At 68.7% G+C, this 14,890-nt stretch carries 14 protein-coding genes; 9 read left to right on the forward strand and 5 right to left on the reverse strand.

The window, feature by feature from the left end:
• Positions 1-3: 3 nt before the first annotated feature.
• From I7S92_RS11545 to I7S92_RS11575, 7 genes are all read left to right on the forward strand, one after another.
• Positions 4-1,086, forward strand: a complete 1,083-nt coding sequence (locus I7S92_RS11545; RefSeq protein ID WP_197644218.1) for an ABC transporter ATP-binding protein — start codon at positions 4-6, stop codon at positions 1,084-1,086.
• On the forward strand, positions 1,086-1,958 hold the full coding sequence (locus I7S92_RS11550) for a carbohydrate ABC transporter permease (protein WP_197644221.1): 873 nt from the start codon (positions 1,086-1,088) through the stop codon (positions 1,956-1,958). The genes I7S92_RS11545 and I7S92_RS11550 overlap by 1 nt, the downstream gene beginning before the upstream one ends.
• Before the next feature lies 1 nt (position 1,959).
• Positions 1,960-2,763: a carbohydrate ABC transporter permease gene (locus I7S92_RS11555; protein WP_197644224.1), complete on the forward strand. Its 804-nt coding sequence runs from the start codon at positions 1,960-1,962 to the stop codon at positions 2,761-2,763.
• Between the two features lie 2 nt (positions 2,764-2,765).
• Complete coding sequence (locus tag I7S92_RS11560) at positions 2,766-3,170, forward strand: DUF2160 domain-containing protein (protein ID WP_197644227.1); 405 nt, start codon at positions 2,766-2,768, stop codon at positions 3,168-3,170.
• Positions 3,171-3,245: 75 nt separating this feature from the next.
• The gene (locus tag I7S92_RS11565) at positions 3,246-4,967 is read left to right on the forward strand and encodes an ABC transporter substrate-binding protein (protein ID WP_197644230.1); all 1,722 of its coding nucleotides are present in this window, start codon (positions 3,246-3,248) and stop codon (positions 4,965-4,967) included.
• 216 nt (positions 4,968-5,183) lie between these two features.
• Positions 5,184-6,668, forward strand: a complete 1,485-nt coding sequence (glpK, locus tag I7S92_RS11570) for a glycerol kinase GlpK (protein ID WP_197644231.1) — start codon at positions 5,184-5,186, stop codon at positions 6,666-6,668.
• Complete coding sequence (locus tag I7S92_RS11575) at positions 6,665-7,804, forward strand: iron-containing alcohol dehydrogenase (RefSeq protein ID WP_197644233.1); 1,140 nt, start codon at positions 6,665-6,667, stop codon at positions 7,802-7,804. Before glpK ends, I7S92_RS11575 begins: the two co-directional genes overlap by 4 nt.
• A gap of 5 nt (positions 7,805-7,809) precedes the next feature.
• Here I7S92_RS11575 and I7S92_RS11580 read toward each other — a convergent pair whose 3' ends face one another.
• The 4 genes from I7S92_RS11580 to I7S92_RS11590 form a co-directional block, all read right to left on the reverse strand.
• The gene (locus I7S92_RS11580) at positions 7,810-8,811 is read right to left on the reverse strand and encodes an LLM class flavin-dependent oxidoreductase (RefSeq protein WP_197644236.1); all 1,002 of its coding nucleotides are present in this window, start codon (positions 8,809-8,811) and stop codon (positions 7,810-7,812) included.
• A gap of 62 nt (positions 8,812-8,873) precedes the next feature.
• Complete coding sequence (locus I7S92_RS11585) at positions 8,874-11,249, reverse strand: thiamine pyrophosphate-binding protein (RefSeq protein ID WP_197644239.1); 2,376 nt, start codon at positions 11,247-11,249, stop codon at positions 8,874-8,876.
• Between the two features lie 15 nt (positions 11,250-11,264).
• On the reverse strand, positions 11,265-11,399 hold the full coding sequence (locus I7S92_RS23355) for a hypothetical protein (protein WP_277922964.1): 135 nt from the start codon (positions 11,397-11,399) through the stop codon (positions 11,265-11,267).
• A complete protein-coding gene (locus tag I7S92_RS11590; protein WP_197644242.1) occupies positions 11,396-12,592 on the reverse strand; it encodes a methionine gamma-lyase in 1,197 nt (398 codons plus the stop codon). The genes I7S92_RS23355 and I7S92_RS11590 overlap by 4 nt, the downstream gene beginning before the upstream one ends.
• Positions 12,593-12,703: 111 nt before the next feature.
• Between I7S92_RS11590 and I7S92_RS11595 the strand changes: the two genes are divergently transcribed.
• Together I7S92_RS11595 and I7S92_RS11600 are read left to right on the forward strand one after the other, a co-directional pair.
• Entirely contained in the window at positions 12,704-13,162 is a 459-nt protein-coding gene (locus tag I7S92_RS11595; RefSeq protein ID WP_197644245.1) for an Lrp/AsnC family transcriptional regulator, read from the forward strand.
• A 70-nt stretch (positions 13,163-13,232) separates the two neighbouring features.
• The gene (locus tag I7S92_RS11600; RefSeq protein ID WP_197644248.1) at positions 13,233-14,525 is read left to right on the forward strand and encodes a PQQ-dependent sugar dehydrogenase; all 1,293 of its coding nucleotides are present in this window, start codon (positions 13,233-13,235) and stop codon (positions 14,523-14,525) included.
• 39 nt (positions 14,526-14,564) lie between these two features.
• Here I7S92_RS11600 and I7S92_RS11605 read toward each other — a convergent pair whose 3' ends face one another.
• The gene (locus I7S92_RS11605) at positions 14,565-14,816 is read right to left on the reverse strand and encodes a hypothetical protein (protein ID WP_197644251.1); all 252 of its coding nucleotides are present in this window, start codon (positions 14,814-14,816) and stop codon (positions 14,565-14,567) included.
• Between the last annotated feature and the right edge of the window lie 74 nt (positions 14,817-14,890).

Here is a 14,890-nt window from a genome sequence, read left to right on the forward strand (position 1 = left end):
GCCATGGCACAGATCACGCTGAAGAACCTCGCGCACAGCTACCTCGCCCATCCCAGGGGCGAGCAGGACTTTGCCCTGAAGGCGATGGACCATGTCTGGCAGGACGGCGGGGCCTATGCCCTCCTGGGCTCCTCCGGCTGCGGCAAGACCACGCTGCTGAACATCATCTCGGGCCTTTTGCGCCCCAGCCAGGGCCGCGTCCTCTTCGGCGACCGCGACGTCACCGACGCCGAGACGGCCGAGCGCAACATCGCCCAGGTGTTCCAGTTCCCCGTCGTCTACGACACGATGACCCTGCGCGACAACCTGGCCTTCCCCCTGCGCAACCGGGGCAAGGACACGGCCTATATCGCGCGGCGCGTCGAGCAAATCGCCCGGATGATCGGGATGGAGGCGATCCTCGACCGCAAGGCGCGCGGGCTGACCGCCGATGCCAAGCAGAAGATCTCCCTCGGCCGCGGCATGGTGCGCGAGGACGTGAACGCGATCCTCTTCGACGAGCCGCTGACCGTGATCGACCCGCATATGAAATGGGAGCTGCGCACCCAGCTGAAGCGGCTGCACCGCGAGTTCGGCCATACGATGATCTACGTCACCCACGACCAGACCGAGGCGCTGACCTTCGCCGACAAGGTGGTGGTGATGTATGACGGCCGCGTGGTGCAGATGGGCACGCCCGAGGAGTTGTTCGAGACCCCGGCGCATACCTTCGTCGGCTATTTCATCGGCTCGCCCGGCATGAACCTGCTGCCGGCCGAGATCCGGGGCAACACGGCGCATCTGGGCGGGGCCAGCGTCCCGCTCGACGCCGCCTACGGGCCGGTTCCGGGCCGCGCGCAGATCGGCATCCGCCCGGAATACGCCGTCCTGACCGAAGGCGACGGCCTGCCCATCTCCATCCGCCGGGTCGAGGACGTGGGCCGCCACCGCATCGTCCGGGGCGAGGTCGCGGGCCACGGCGTCAACGTGATCGCCCCCGAGGGGATGCCCATCGGTCCCGCCCTGACCCATGTCCGCTTCACGCCCGACCGGATCAACGTCTACGCCGACGACTGGCGCGTCGCCCCCGCGAAAGGGATCCGCTGATGGAAAAGACCCTGAACAACAAGGCCTGGTTCCTGGTCCTGCCGGTGCTGGTGATCGTCGCCTTCTCGGCCATCGTCCCGCTGATGACGGTCGTCAACTATGCGGTGAACGACACTTTCGGGAACAACGAATTCTTCTGGGTGGGCCTGGAATGGTTCGAGGAGATGGTCACCTCCGACCGCCTGCACGAGGCGCTCGGGCGGCAGATCCTGTTCTCGGCCATCATCCTGGCGATCGAGGTGCCGCTCGGCATCTATATCGCGCTGAACATGCCGAAACGCGGCTTCTGGGCCAGCCTCTGCCTGGTGCTGATGGCGCTGCCGCTGCTGATCCCGTTCAACGTGGTGGGCACGATCTGGCAGATCTTCGGCCGCGTCGACATCGGGCTTCTGGGCCGCTACCTGGCCGAGTTCGGCTTCGACTACAACTACACCAACGATCCGCTGGACGCCTGGATCACCGTCATCGTGATGGACGTCTGGCACTGGACCAGCCTGGTGGCCCTCCTGTGCTATGCGGGCCTGCAATCCATCCCCAACGCCTATTACCAGGCCGCGAAGGTGGACCAGGCCAGCCGCTGGGCCGTCTTCCGCTATATCGAACTGCCGAAGATGGCGGGCGTCCTGCTGATCGCGGTCCTGCTGCGCTTCATGGACAGTTTCATGATCTATACCGAGCCCTTCGTCGTCACCGGCGGCGGTCCCGGCAACTCGACCACCTTCCTGTCGATCGACCTGGTCAAGATGGCGATCGGCCAGTTCGACCTCGGCCCCGCCGCCGCCTTCTCGATCATGTACTTCCTGGTGATCCTGCTGGTGTCATGGATCTTTTACACCGTGATGACCAATCTCGACAAAGAGGAGGGCAAGTGACATGCGGCTGCGCGGCTCTCCCCTGGTGATGACCCTCTACCTCCTGTTCCTGCTGGTGCCGATCTACTGGCTGGTGAACATGAGCCTGAAGACCAATGCCGAGATCACCTCGACCTTCACGCTTCTCCCCTCGAACCTGACCTTCCGCAACTACGCGGTGATCCTGACCGATCCCAGCTGGTACATGGGCTATGTCAACTCGATCATCTACGTGGTGATGAACACGGTCATCTCGATCACCGTGGCCCTGCCCGCGGCCTATGCCTTCAGCCGCTACAGCTTCATGGGCGACAAGCACCTGTTCTTCTGGCTCCTGACCAACCGGATGTCTCCCCCGGCGGTCTTCGCCCTGCCCTTCTTCCAGCTCTATTCCTCGGTCGGTCTCTTCGACACCCATATCGCGGTGGCGCTGGCGCATTGCCTGTTCAACGTGCCGCTGGCGGTCTGGATCCTGGAAGGCTTCATGCGCGGCGTCCCGAAGGAGATCGACGAGACCGCCTATATCGACGGCTACAGCTTCCCGCGCTTCTTCGTGAAGATCTTCATGCCGCTCATCGCCAGCGGCATCGGGGTCGCGGCCTTCTTCTGCTTCATGTTCTCCTGGGTGGAACTCCTGCTCTCCCGCACGCTGACCAGCGTCAACGCCAAGCCGATCGCCGCCACCATGACCCGGACCGTCTCGGCCTCCGGCATGGACTGGGGCGTGCTGGCCGCCGCGGGGGTGCTGACCATCATCCCCGGTGCCCTCGTGATCTATTTCGTCCGCAACTACATCGCCAAGGGCTTCGCCCTGGGAAGGGTATGAACATGACCCGCACCCGCTGGACCACGATCTACCTTGTCACCGGCGCGATCATGGCCGCGATCCTGGCCGGGCTTGTCGCAGCCACGCCCCGGACCGAGGACGGGATCGACTGGTTCGCCCCGATGATCCGCGGCGGCTGGATGGCCTGGACCTTCCCCGTCGCCCTGTTCTTCTACCTGATCGCAAGCCTCCTGATCCTGTTCACCCTGCTGGCCATCCGTTTCCCCGAGGCCCCGCGCCGCGGCCTCCTGCGGATCGAGACCACGCGCGGCGACCGGCTGTTCATCACGCTTCTCGGCTCGGCCTTCATCCATCTGGCCTGGCTGTTCCTTGCCGGCCCCGATCTCCTCTGGGGCGCCACCCTCCTTTGCCTCGTCTATGCCGCAGCGGTGTTCCGCTGGGTCTGACGGGCAAGGCACGACCCCGGGCGCCAGCGTTCCGCCCGGACTGAAAACCCGAAACGACGCATCTGGGAGGAAGACATGAGACTACGTTCGACGGCAACCGCCATGGCGCTTGCGCTGATGGCGATGCAGGCCCCGGCCTGGGCTGATATCGAGGCCGCCAAGGCCTTTCTCGATGCCGAGATCGGCGACCTCTCCTCGCTGCCCCGGGCCGAGCAGGAAGCCGAGATGCAATGGTTCATCGACGCGGCCAAGCCCTATGCGGGCATGGAGATCAAGGTCGTCTCGGAAACCATCACCACGCATGAATACGAATCCAAGGTGCTGGCCCCGGCCTTCACCGCCATCACCGGGATCAAGGTCACCCATGATCTGATCGGCGAGGGTGACGTGGTGGAGAAGCTGCAGACGCAGATGCAGTCGGGCGAGAACATCTATGACGCCTATATCAACGACAGCGACCTGATCGGCACCCACTGGCGCTACAAGCAGGCCCGCAGCCTGACCGACTGGATGGCCGGCGACGGCGCGGCGGTGACCAACCCCAACCTCGACCTCGCCGACTTCATCGGCGTCAAGTTCACCACCGCCCCGGACGGAGAGCTGTACCAGCTTCCCGACCAGCAGTTCGCCAACCTCTACTGGTTCCGCTACGACTGGTTCACCGATCCCAAGACGATGGAGGATTTCAAGGCCAAGTACGGCTATGACCTCGGCGTGCCGCTGAACTGGTCGGCCTACGAGGACATCGCCGAATTCTTCACCGGCCGCGACATGTCCTATGCCGGCGGCCCGGCCTCCGGCGTCTATGGCAACATGGACTACGGCAAGAAGGACCCGTCCCTCGGCTGGCGCTACACCGACGCCTGGATGTCGATGGCCGGGATGGGCGACAAGGGCGAGCCGAACGGCCTGCCGGTCGACGAATGGGGCATCCGCGTCAACGAGAACTCGCAGCCGGTCGGCTCCTGCGTGGCGCGCGGCGGGGCGACCAACGACGCGGCGGCGGTCTATGCCGTGACCAAGGCGATCGAATGGCTGCAGAAATACACGCCGCCCGAGGCCCAGGGCATGACCTTCGGCGAGGCGGGGCCGGTGCCCGCCCAGGGCCAGATCGCCCAGCAGATGTTCTGGTACACCGCCTTCACCGCCGACATGGTCAAGCCCGGCCTGCCGGTGATGAACGAGGACGGCACGCCCAAGTGGCGGATGGCGCCCTCGCCGCACGGGGCCTACTGGTCCGAAGGCACCAAGGTCGGCTATCAGGACGTGGGCTCCTGGACGCTGATGGAAAGCACCCCGGTCGACCGGGCGCAGGCCGCCTGGCTTTACGCCCAGTTCGTTACCTCCAAGACGGTGGACGTGAAGAAAGCCCATGTCGGCCTGACCTTCGTGCGGGAATCCACCATCCAGCACGACAGCTTCACCAAGCGCGCGCCCGAGCTTGGCGGCCTGGTCGAGTTCTACCGCTCGCCCGCCCGCGTGGCCTGGTCGCCCACCGGCACCAACATCCCCGACTATCCGAAGCTGGCCCAGCTCTGGTGGCAGAACATCGGCGACGCCATGTCGGGGGCCAAGACCCCGCAGGAGGCGCTGGATTCGCTCTGCGCCGAGCAGGAGAAGGTGCTGGAGCGCCTGGAACGGGCGGGCGTCCAGGGCGACATCGGCCCGAAACTGAACGAGGAGCAGGATCCCCAGGTCTGGCTTGACGAACCAGGCTCTCCTGTCGCCAAGCTGGAGAACGAGGATCCGGCGCCGGAAACCATCAGCTACGACGAGCTGATCAAGTCCTGGCAGTAGGTCGACAAGGCCCCGGGCGGAGCGCCCCCGTTCCGCCCGGGGCCAAATTTCTTCGAAGAAATTTGTCAAGAATTTTCGAAAATTCTTGTCCCGGCCCCCCGTGTTCCGCACGATTCCAGATGTTAAGAATCCCCGAACGCCCGCATCCAATCCCTTGAAATCACTGGACCCTCTTTTCTGTCCACGCGTGGACACCCCAGCCGCAGGCCCGCCCCCATGACCCATATCCTCTCCATCGACCAGGGCACCACCTCCTCCCGCGCGATCCTGTTCGACGAAGGCCTCCGCCCCGTCGCGCAGGCCCAGGAAGAATTCCCGCAACACTACCCCCGCCCCGGCTGGGTCGAGCACGATCCCTCGGATCTCTGGGCGACCGTCGCCGGCACCGCCCGCGCCGCGATCGAGAAGGCCGGCGTCGCCGCCACCGACATCGTCGCCATCGGCATCACCAACCAGCGCGAGACCACCCTGATCTGGGACCGCGCCACCGGCGAGCCGATCCACCGCGCAATCGTCTGGCAGGACCGCCGCACCGCCGACGGCTGCGCCGCCCTGAAGGCCGCCGGCCACGAGCCGATGATCACCGCCCGCACCGGCCTCCTGCTCGACCCCTATTTCTCGGGCAGCAAGATCAAGTGGCTGCTCGACACCATCCCCGGCGCGCGCGACCGGGCCCGGCGCGGCGAGCTCGCCTTCGGCACCGTCGACAGCTTCCTGATCTGGAAGCTCACCGGCGGCCGGGTCCATGCCACCGACGCCACCAACGCCGCCCGCACGCTGATCTTCAACATCGCCACCGGCGAGTGGGACGCCGAGATCTGCGCACTCCTCGACATCCCGATGGCGATCCTGCCCGAGGTCCGCGACTGCGCCGCCTTCTTCGGCACCACCCGGGCCGACCTTTTCGGCCGCGAGATCCCGATCCTCGGCGTCGCGGGCGACCAGCAGGCCGCGACCGTCGGCCAGGCCTGCTTCTCGCCCGGCATGATGAAATCGACCTACGGCACCGGCTGCTTCGCGCTCCTCAACACCGGGGCGGACCGGGTGCCCTCGCAGAACCGGCTTCTGACCACCATCGCCTACCGGCTGGAAGGGCGGACCACCTATGCGCTCGAGGGTTCGATCTTCATCGCGGGGGCCGTTGTCCAGTGGCTGCGCGACGGGCTGAAGATCATCCGCGAGGCGGGGGAGACGCAGGCGCTGGCCAGCGCCGCCGACCCCGCGCAGGAGGTGGTGCTGGTCCCCGCCTTCACCGGCCTTGGCGCGCCCTACTGGCGGCCGGACTGCCGGGGCGCGGTCTACGGGCTGACCCGCAACTCGGGCCAGGCCGAACTGGCGCGCGCCGCGCTGGAGAGCGTCGGCTACCAGACCCGCGACCTTCTGGAGGCGATGCGCGCGGACTGGGGCGGGGCCGCGGGCGGCGTCCTGCGGGTCGACGGCGGGATGACGGCCTCGGACTGGACGATGCAGTTTCTCGCCGACATCCTGGGCGCGCCGGTGGACCGCCCGGTGGTGACCGAGACGACGGCGCTCGGCGCGGCCTATCTGGCGGGGCTGAAGGCGGGGATCTGCCCCGACCCGACCGCATTCCAGCAGTCCTGGGCGCTGGAGCGCCGCTTCTCGCCAAAGATGGACGCGGAGACCCGCGACCGCAGATACGCCCGCTGGGGACGCGCGGTCACCGCGACGATGAGCGTTTGACCCCCTTCGCCATCGCCGCCCCCGGCCGCATCCTCTTTGGCCGGGGCGAGGCCGCGCGGGCGCCGGGGCTGATCCGCGCCTTCGGCGCGCGCGGGCTGGTCGTCCATGGCGCAAGCCCCGCCCGCGCCCTCTGGCTGGTCGAGGCGCTGCAGGCGGCAGGCGCCGCGACCCTGGCCCTGCCCTGCGCGCGCGAGCCCGATCTGCCGCTCCTGCTCCCGACCCTGCGGGCCGCCAGGGACTTCCGTCCCGACTGGGTCGCCGCAATCGGCGGCGGCGCGGCGCTCGACCTCGGCAAGGCGCTGGCCGCGCTGGTTCCGGCCCCCGGCGGGCCGCTGGACCATCTGGAGGTGGTGGGCCGCGCCCTGCCGCTGCGCGCCGCGCCCCTGCCCTTCATCGCGCTGCCGACCACGGCGGGCACCGGGGCCGAGGCGACGAAGAACGCGGTCATCGGCCTGCCCGACCACGGCCGCAAGGTCTCGCTGCGCGACGACCGGATGCTGGCGCGGCTGGCGATCGTGGACCCGGCCCTGACCGACCACACGCCCCGCGCCACGACGCTGGCCTCGGGCCTGGATGCGATAACCCAGGTGATCGAGCCTTTCGTCAGCCACAGGGCCACGCCCTTCACCGATGCGCTTGCCGCCCCCGCCATTGCGCAGGGGCTGGCGGCCCTGGCCCGGCTGACGCAGGCCGAGGATGCCGGCGCGCGCGAGGCAATGGCCTGGGTCAGCCTCTCGGGCGGTCTTGCCCTGGCCAATGCGGGCTTGGGTGCGGTGCACGGGCTGGCGGGGGTGATCGGCGGGCTGGCCCCTGCCCCGCATGGCGCGATCTGCGGCGCGCTTCTCGCCCCCGTCCTGCGGCTGAACCGGATCCATGCCGGGGGCGAGCCGGCGCTTCGGCTGGATCGGGTCTTCGGCCAGATCGCCGCGACGCTGGGCGGCACGCCGGCCGATGCCCCGGCGACGCTGGCGCGCTGGGCGGCCGGGGCGGGCCTGCCGGGACTGGTCGCGCAAGGGGTGGATCCCGCCCTGTTCCCCCGCATCGCCGCGTCGGCGCTGGCCTCCTCCTCGATGCAGGGCAATCCGGTGCCGCTGACCGAGGCCGAACTGATCCGGGCGCTGGAAGCCGCCGCCTGAAACCGTCACCTCGCCCCGTCGCATAGCCCCGCCAGGACCTCGGCCGCGATTTCCAGCGAGCGCAGCCTCGCGCCCCGGTCGTGGATCATCCCGGTGACCATGATCTCGTCCGGCCGGTATCTGGCGATCAGCGCGGCCAGCGCGTCCCGCACCGTTGCGGCCGCGCCGGTGGCCGAGCAGGACAGGGCCTGCCGCACCTGGGCCATGACGGGCGCGGGGATCTCCCGATCCAGATCGCGGCTCGGGCGGGGCAGCTTGCCCGCCTGCCCGGTCCGCAGCCGCGCGAAGGCCAGGAGCTGCGAGGAGCGCAGGAACTCCGCCTCGGCGTCGCTTCCGGCCGCGCAGACGCCCGCCGCGATCATCACATGGGGTTTCTCCAGCCGCTCCGAGGGCCGGAAGCCCCGGCGGTAGATCTCCAGCGCCTCGCCCAGCAGGGCCGGCGCGAAATGCGAGGCGAAGGCATAGGGCAGGCCCAGCCAGGCGGCCAGCTGCGCGCCATAGAGGCTGGAGCCGAGGATCCAGACCGGGACATTCGTGCCGGTTCCGGGGATGGCCTGCACCGGGGCGGTCCCGGCGGCGTCGCCGAGATAGCCGATCAGCTCCTGCACGTCCTGGGGGAAACTGTCCTCGGGTGCCATGTGGCGGCGCAGCGCGCGGGCCGTCGCCATGTCGGTGCCGGGCGCGCGGCCGAGGCCGAGGTCGATCCGGCCCGGATAGAGCGTGGCCAGGGTGCCGAACTGCTCGGCAACCATCAGGGGGGAGTGGTTCGGCAGCATGATGCCGCCCGCGCCGATCCGCATCGCGCGGGTCTGGCCCGCCACATGGCCGATCAGTACCGCCGTCGCGGCGCTGGCGATGCCCGGCATGTTGTGATGCTCGGCCAGCCAGAAGCGGTGATAGCCCGAGCGTTCCGCCGCGCGGGCCAGATCCACGGTCGCCGCGAGGGCATCGGCCGCCGTATGCCCCTCGGCAATCGGGGACAGGTCGAGATAGGAATACTGCTGCATCGCGCCCTCCGTCCGGGAGGAGCTAATCATCCCGGACGGTCGGGCCAAGGGGGGCCTGCAGATCAGCCTTGCGCCGACCGGCCGGCCCCCGCCGACAGCTCCAGCACCGATTGCGCCAGGGCCCGGCGGTCCAGCCCGAAGTGCCGGTAGAGATCGCCGATGGTGCCGGTCTGGCCGAAATGCTCCACCCCGTGCGAGACGCAGCGGTGGCCGCCGACCGACCCCAGCCAGGCGAGCGTCGCCGGGTGGCCGTCGATGGCGGTGACGATCAGGCAGTCGCGCGGCAGGTCGGCGAAAAGCGTCTCGACATGGCTGCAGGCCCGGCGGTTGCCGCGGGCCCGGACGCGCTGCGCGGCGGTCCAGCCCGCGTTCAGGCGGTCGGCGGAAGTGACGGCGAGCACCCCCACGTCGCGCCGGTGCTCGCCGATGAGACCCGCCGCGGCGATGGCCTCGGGGGCGATGGCGCCCTGGTAGGCGATCACCACCTCGCAGTTCGGGCCCGGCGGGCGCAGCCAGTAGGCGCCGTCGACGGCGCCCTGCCGGAAAGCGTCGTCCCGGCGCCTGCCCGGTTGCTCCAGCGGGTTGGTGGTCAGCCGCAGATAGACCGAGCCGCCGGTCTCGTCGCGCAGCCAGGTGCGTTCGTCCGGGTCGCCCTCGCCGTCGCGCTGCAGGTAGTCGAAGGCCCATTCCAGGATCACCGCCAGCTCGTCGGCGAAGGCCGGTTCGAAGGCGGCAAGCCCATCCTGCGCCATGCCGGTCAGGGGCGTGCCGATGGATTGATGCGCCCCGCCCTCGGGCGCCAGCGTCACGCCCGAAGGGGTGCCCACGATGATGAAGCGCGCGTCCTGGTAGCAGGCGTAGTTCAGCGCATCGAGGCCGCGATGCACGAAGGGGTCATAGACCGTGCCGATGGGGATCAGCCGCTTGCCGAACAGGCTGTGGCTCAGCCCCGCAGCACCCAGCAGCAGGAACAGGTTCATCTCGGCGATGCCCAGTTCGATGTGCTGGCCTTCGGGTGCGAAGTCCCATTTCGCGGTCGAGGGGATGCGATGCTCGATGAAGGCGTCCGCCAGCGGTTTGCGCGCAAAGAGTTTGCGCCGGTTCACCCAGGGGCCGAGGTTCGTGGTGCCGGTCACATCGGGCGAGGTGGTGACGATCCGCGCCGCCAAGGCACTGTCGCCCCTGGCCAGATCGTCCAGGATCCTGCCGAAGGCGGCCTGGGTCGAGATCTCGCGCTCGGTGTCGATTCCGATCCGCGGCACGGCGAGCCTGTCGTCGCGATACCGCCGCCGCCCCTTGAGGAAGAAGGGAACCCTTGCCAGAAAGCCCTTCAGCGCCTGCGCGTCGCCCACACCCGCGAAGGGCTCCCATTCCTGCCCCTCGGCCACCCCCATATGCGCCTGCCAGGCGGCGAACTGGGTCGGGTTCATCAGCCCGCCGTGGTTGTCCTTGTGCCCGGCGATCGGCGTGCCCCAGCCCTTGATCGTATAGGCCAGAAAGCAGGTCGGCCGGTCGTGATCCACGGCGGCGAAGGCATCCGCCATGGTCTCGACGCAGTTGCCGCCCAGGTTCTCCATCAGCGCGGCCAGTTCGGCGTCGCTGCGCCGGTCGATCAAGGCCGAAACCTCGCCCTGGTCGCCGAGATCCTCCATCAGCCGCTTGCGCCAGACCGCCCCGCCCATGAAGGTCAGCGCGGCATAGTGCTGGTTCGGGCAGGCGTCGATCCAGTCGCGCAAGGCGCCGCCGCCCGGCTCGGCGAAGGCCGCCCGTTGCAGGGCGCCGTATTTCACCCGCACCACATCCCAGCCGAAGGCCTCGAAGATCTTCTCGACGCGGGCGAACAGCCCCTCGCGCACGATCCCGTCCAGCGACTGGCGGTTGTAGTCGATGATCCACCAGCAATTGCGCAGGTCGTTCTTCCAGCCCTCCTGCAGGGCCTCGTAGACATTGCCCTCGTCCAGCTCGGCGTCGCCCACCAGCGCGACCATGCGCCCCGGCGGCAGATCGCGGCCCCAGGCCTTGGCCGCGATGTAGTCCTGCACCAGAGAGGCGAAGGTGGTGATCGCCACGCCCAGCCCCACCGAGCCGGTGGAGAAATCCACGTCATCCACGTCCTTGGTCCGGCTGGGATAGCTTTGCACCCCGCCGAAGCCGCGAAAATCCTCCATCTTCCCGCGGCTCAGGTTGCCCATCAGATACTGGATGGCATGGAACACCGGCGCGGCATGCGGCTTCACCGCCACCCGGTCCTCGGGCCGCAACGCCTGGAAATAGAGCGCGGTCAGGATCGACACCATCGAGGCGGAGGACGCCTGATGCCCGCCGATCTTGATCGCGTCCACCTTGGGGCGGACGTGGTTGGCATGGTGGATCATCCAGTGCGACAGCCACAGAAGCCGCTGCTCGATGGTCTTCAGATGCTGCACGTCTCGGGTCATCGGCGGCTCCTCTGGTCAGGCGGCAGAGACGATCCCGCCCGCATGGGCGACCGGGTTCAGGTGGTTCAGCCTATCGCGGATCGCGGGGAAACCAACCGGCGCATCGCGACCGGCCCCGGACGCCTGCGCGGAAGCCGGCGTCACGCTCATTCCGCATTGTGGGCGGCCAGGGCCTGCATCAGGTCGTCCAGGATGTCCTCCACCCCCTCCAGCCCGACCGAGAGGCGCACCAGCCCCTCGGCGATGCCATGGGCGGCGCGTTCCTCGGGGGTATAGGTGGAATGGGTCATGGACGCCGGATGCTGGATCAGGCTTTCCGCATCGCCCAGGCTGACCGCCCGCTGGACCAGCGCCAGGCGGTTCATCATCGCGATTCCCCCCGCCTTGCCGCCCACCACCTCGAACGGGATCATGCCCCCGAAAGCCGCCATCTGCCGCCGCGCCAGATCGGCTTGCGGGAAGGAATCCAGCCCCGGATAATGCACGCATTTCACCGCCGGATGCGCCTCGAGCGCGCGGGCTATGGTCAGGGCGGCGGCGGAATGGGCCCGGACCCGCAGGTCCAGCGTCTTGATCCCGCGCAAGAGCAGCATGGCCGAGAGGGGGGACATCACCGCCCCGGTCATGTCCTTGATGCCGACCAGCCGGATGGCCTGGATATCCTCGGCCCGGCCCGCGACCAGCCCCGCGATCACATCGCCATGGCCGCTGAGGTATTTGGTCGCCGAATGGACCACGATATCCGCGCCATGCTCGACGGGCCGGGTCAGGACGGGCGTGGCATAGGTGTTGTCCACCACCACCCTTGCGCCGTGCCGGTGGGCGATCCCGGCAATGGCGGCGATGTCCACCAGCCGGTTGTTGGGGTTGGCGGGCGTCTCGAAATAGACGATCCGGGTCCTGGGGCCGATCGTGGCCGCCAGATTGGCCGGATCGGACAGGTCCACCGGCCGCACCGTGACGCCGAAGCGCGGCAGGCCATGGGTCAGGAAGGCGAAGGTGCAGCCGTACAGCGTCTTGTCCAGGATCACCTCGTCGCCCGCCCGAAGGAAGGTCCAGAGCGTCGCGGTGATCGCCCCCATGCCCGAGGCGGCGCAAAGCCCGGCCTCGGCCCCTTCCAGATTGGCGATGCGCCGTTCCAGGGCCTCCAGCGTCGGGTTCGAGATCCGGCTGTAGAAATGGCCCTCGGCCGCGCCCGCGAACATCGCGCCGCCGGCCTCGGCCGTATCGAAGGTGAAGGTCGAGGACAGGTAGACCGGCGGGTTCAGCGCGCCCTGATGCTCGCGGGGGTCATAGCCATGGTGAATGGCGCGGGTGGCAAGGCTGGGCTGTGTATCGCGCATCGGGCTGTCCTTCTGGCTGCCCACCAGACTGCGCCTGTTCCCGTGGCATTTGGTTGCCAATCATGCCAGAAAGGAAGCCAGGATCAGCATTTAATGCCAAGGCAGGCCAGGATGGACGAAAAAGACCGCCAGATCATCCGCGCCCTGCAAAGGAACGGCCGCGCCACGAATCTGGAGATCGCGGCCGAGGTGAACCTTTCGCCCTCGCCCTGCCTGCGCCGGATCCGGCTGCTGGAGGAAGCGGGCGCGATCCTCGGCTACCGGGCCATTGCCGACCAGGGCGCCTATGGTCTGCCGGTCACGGTCTTCATCCGCATCCGGCTGGAGCGGCACAGCGACGAGGTGGTGAAGCATTTCGAAAGCCGCATCCGTGCGCTGGACGAGGTGCTGGACTGTCACTTGCTGACCGGCGCGGCGGACTATCATCTTCGCGTCGTGGTCGCCGGGCTGGAGGCCTATGAAAGCTTCATCCGCAACCGGATCCATCCGATCGGCGGCATCGCCTCGATCGAATCGAGTTTCGTCTACGGCACGGTCAAGAACACCGGGGTTTTCCCGCGGGTCGGGTGAAACCGGGGCAAAGATGCTGTCCCTGCCCCATGACCTTCGCTAGACTGTCCCGGCTGGAGGGGGGGAAGCCATGGAATTCATCGCAAGAGCAACCGCCGTCGTCGGCGGCACGGTTGCCTTCCTGCGGCGCATGCGGTCGCCCGCGCATCAGGCCTTCGGCGCCGATCCCGCCATTCCCCAGGCGCGCAGCCAGGGGATCATGACCCTGAAGGTGCCCGTCGCCGAAGGCTGGAAGGACGGCCGCCTGCCGGTCTGCGCGCCCGGTCTGGCGGTCAATGCCTTCGCCTCGGGCCTGGACCACCCACGCTGGATCGAGGTGCTGCCGAACGGCGACGTGCTCGTCGCGGAATCGAAGGAGCAGCCCGGACCGCCGAAGACGCTGATGGACCACGCCGCGCAGGCGACGATGCGTCGGGTCAAGGCGATCGGGAAAAGCGCGAACCGCGTCACCCTGTGGCGGGACGCCGATGGCGACGGCGCGGCGGAGATCCGCGAGGTCTTCGTCGGGAACCAGAACCAGCCGTTCGGCATGGCCCTGGTGGGAAGCCGGTTCTACCTGGGCAATACCGACGGCATCAAGGTCTTCGACTACAGCCCGGGCGACACCGCGCTGTCGGGCGACGGGCAAAAACTGGTGGAGTTCAAGCCGCATGGCCACTGGACGCGCAGCCTGATCGCCTCGCCCGACGGTTCGAAGATCTACGCCGGCGTCGGCTCGCTGTCGAATATCGGCGATCAGGGCATGGCGGCCGAGGAGGGCCGCGCCGCGATCTGGGAGCTGGACCTGGCGACCGGCCGGTCCCGCATCTTCGCCTCGGGCCTGCGCAATGCCGTCGGCATGGCCTGGGAGCCGGAGACCGGCCAGCTCTGGACCGTCGTCAACGAGCGTGACGGCCTCGGCGACGAAACCCCGCCCGACTATCTCACCTCGGTGCGCGACGGCGGCTTCTACGGCTGGCCCTATTGCTATTGGGGCAAGACGGTGGACGACCGGGTGCCGCAGGATCCGGCGCTGGTCGCGCGCGCGATCACGCCGGATTACGCCCTTGGCGGCCATACGGCGTCGCTCGGCCTGTGCTGGATGCCCGACGGCACCCTGCCCGGCTTCGGCCCCGGCATGGTGATCGGCCAGCATGGATCCTGGAACCGCTCCAGGCTGAGCGGCTACCGGCTGATCTTCGTGCCCTTCGAGAACGGGGCGCCCAGCGGCCCGGCGCGGGACATCCTTACCGGCTTCCTGTCCGAGGACGAGAAGCTGGCCTACGGGCGGCCCGTCGGGGTGGCCCTGGGGCCTGACGGAAGGTCCCTCCTGATGGCGGATGACGTCGGCGACATCATCTGGCGCGTCTCGGCGGCCGGCTAGAGCGGTCCGCCGGCCGGCCCGGCCGTTTCCGGCTCGGCTTCACATGAGGCGCCGCGCCGCGCCAAGGGCCGTCAGCGTCACCCGGGTCGCGCCGCCATGCATGGCGATCCCAGTCACTTCCATCGGGCAGCGGTCGAGATCGCCGCCCAGGACCTCGATCGTGCCCGCGCCATGGAACGCGCTGTCGAGGAGCGACAGAAGCGCCTCGCCATGCAGGACCGCCTCGACGCCCTCGCGGGTGCGGGTGATGACGTCGGGGGTGACGTGGCGGCTGCCGATGATCAGGTCCATGGGTCTGCTTCCTTTGCGGCCGCCTGCGGCCGCTCCGACAGGGGAGCACGGGCCCGCGCATGGGGCCCGTGACG

The sequence above is a fragment of the Tabrizicola soli genome (assembly GCF_015999335.1).
In the GTDB taxonomy this organism is placed as follows: domain Bacteria; phylum Pseudomonadota; class Alphaproteobacteria; order Rhodobacterales; family Rhodobacteraceae; genus Tabrizicola; species Tabrizicola soli.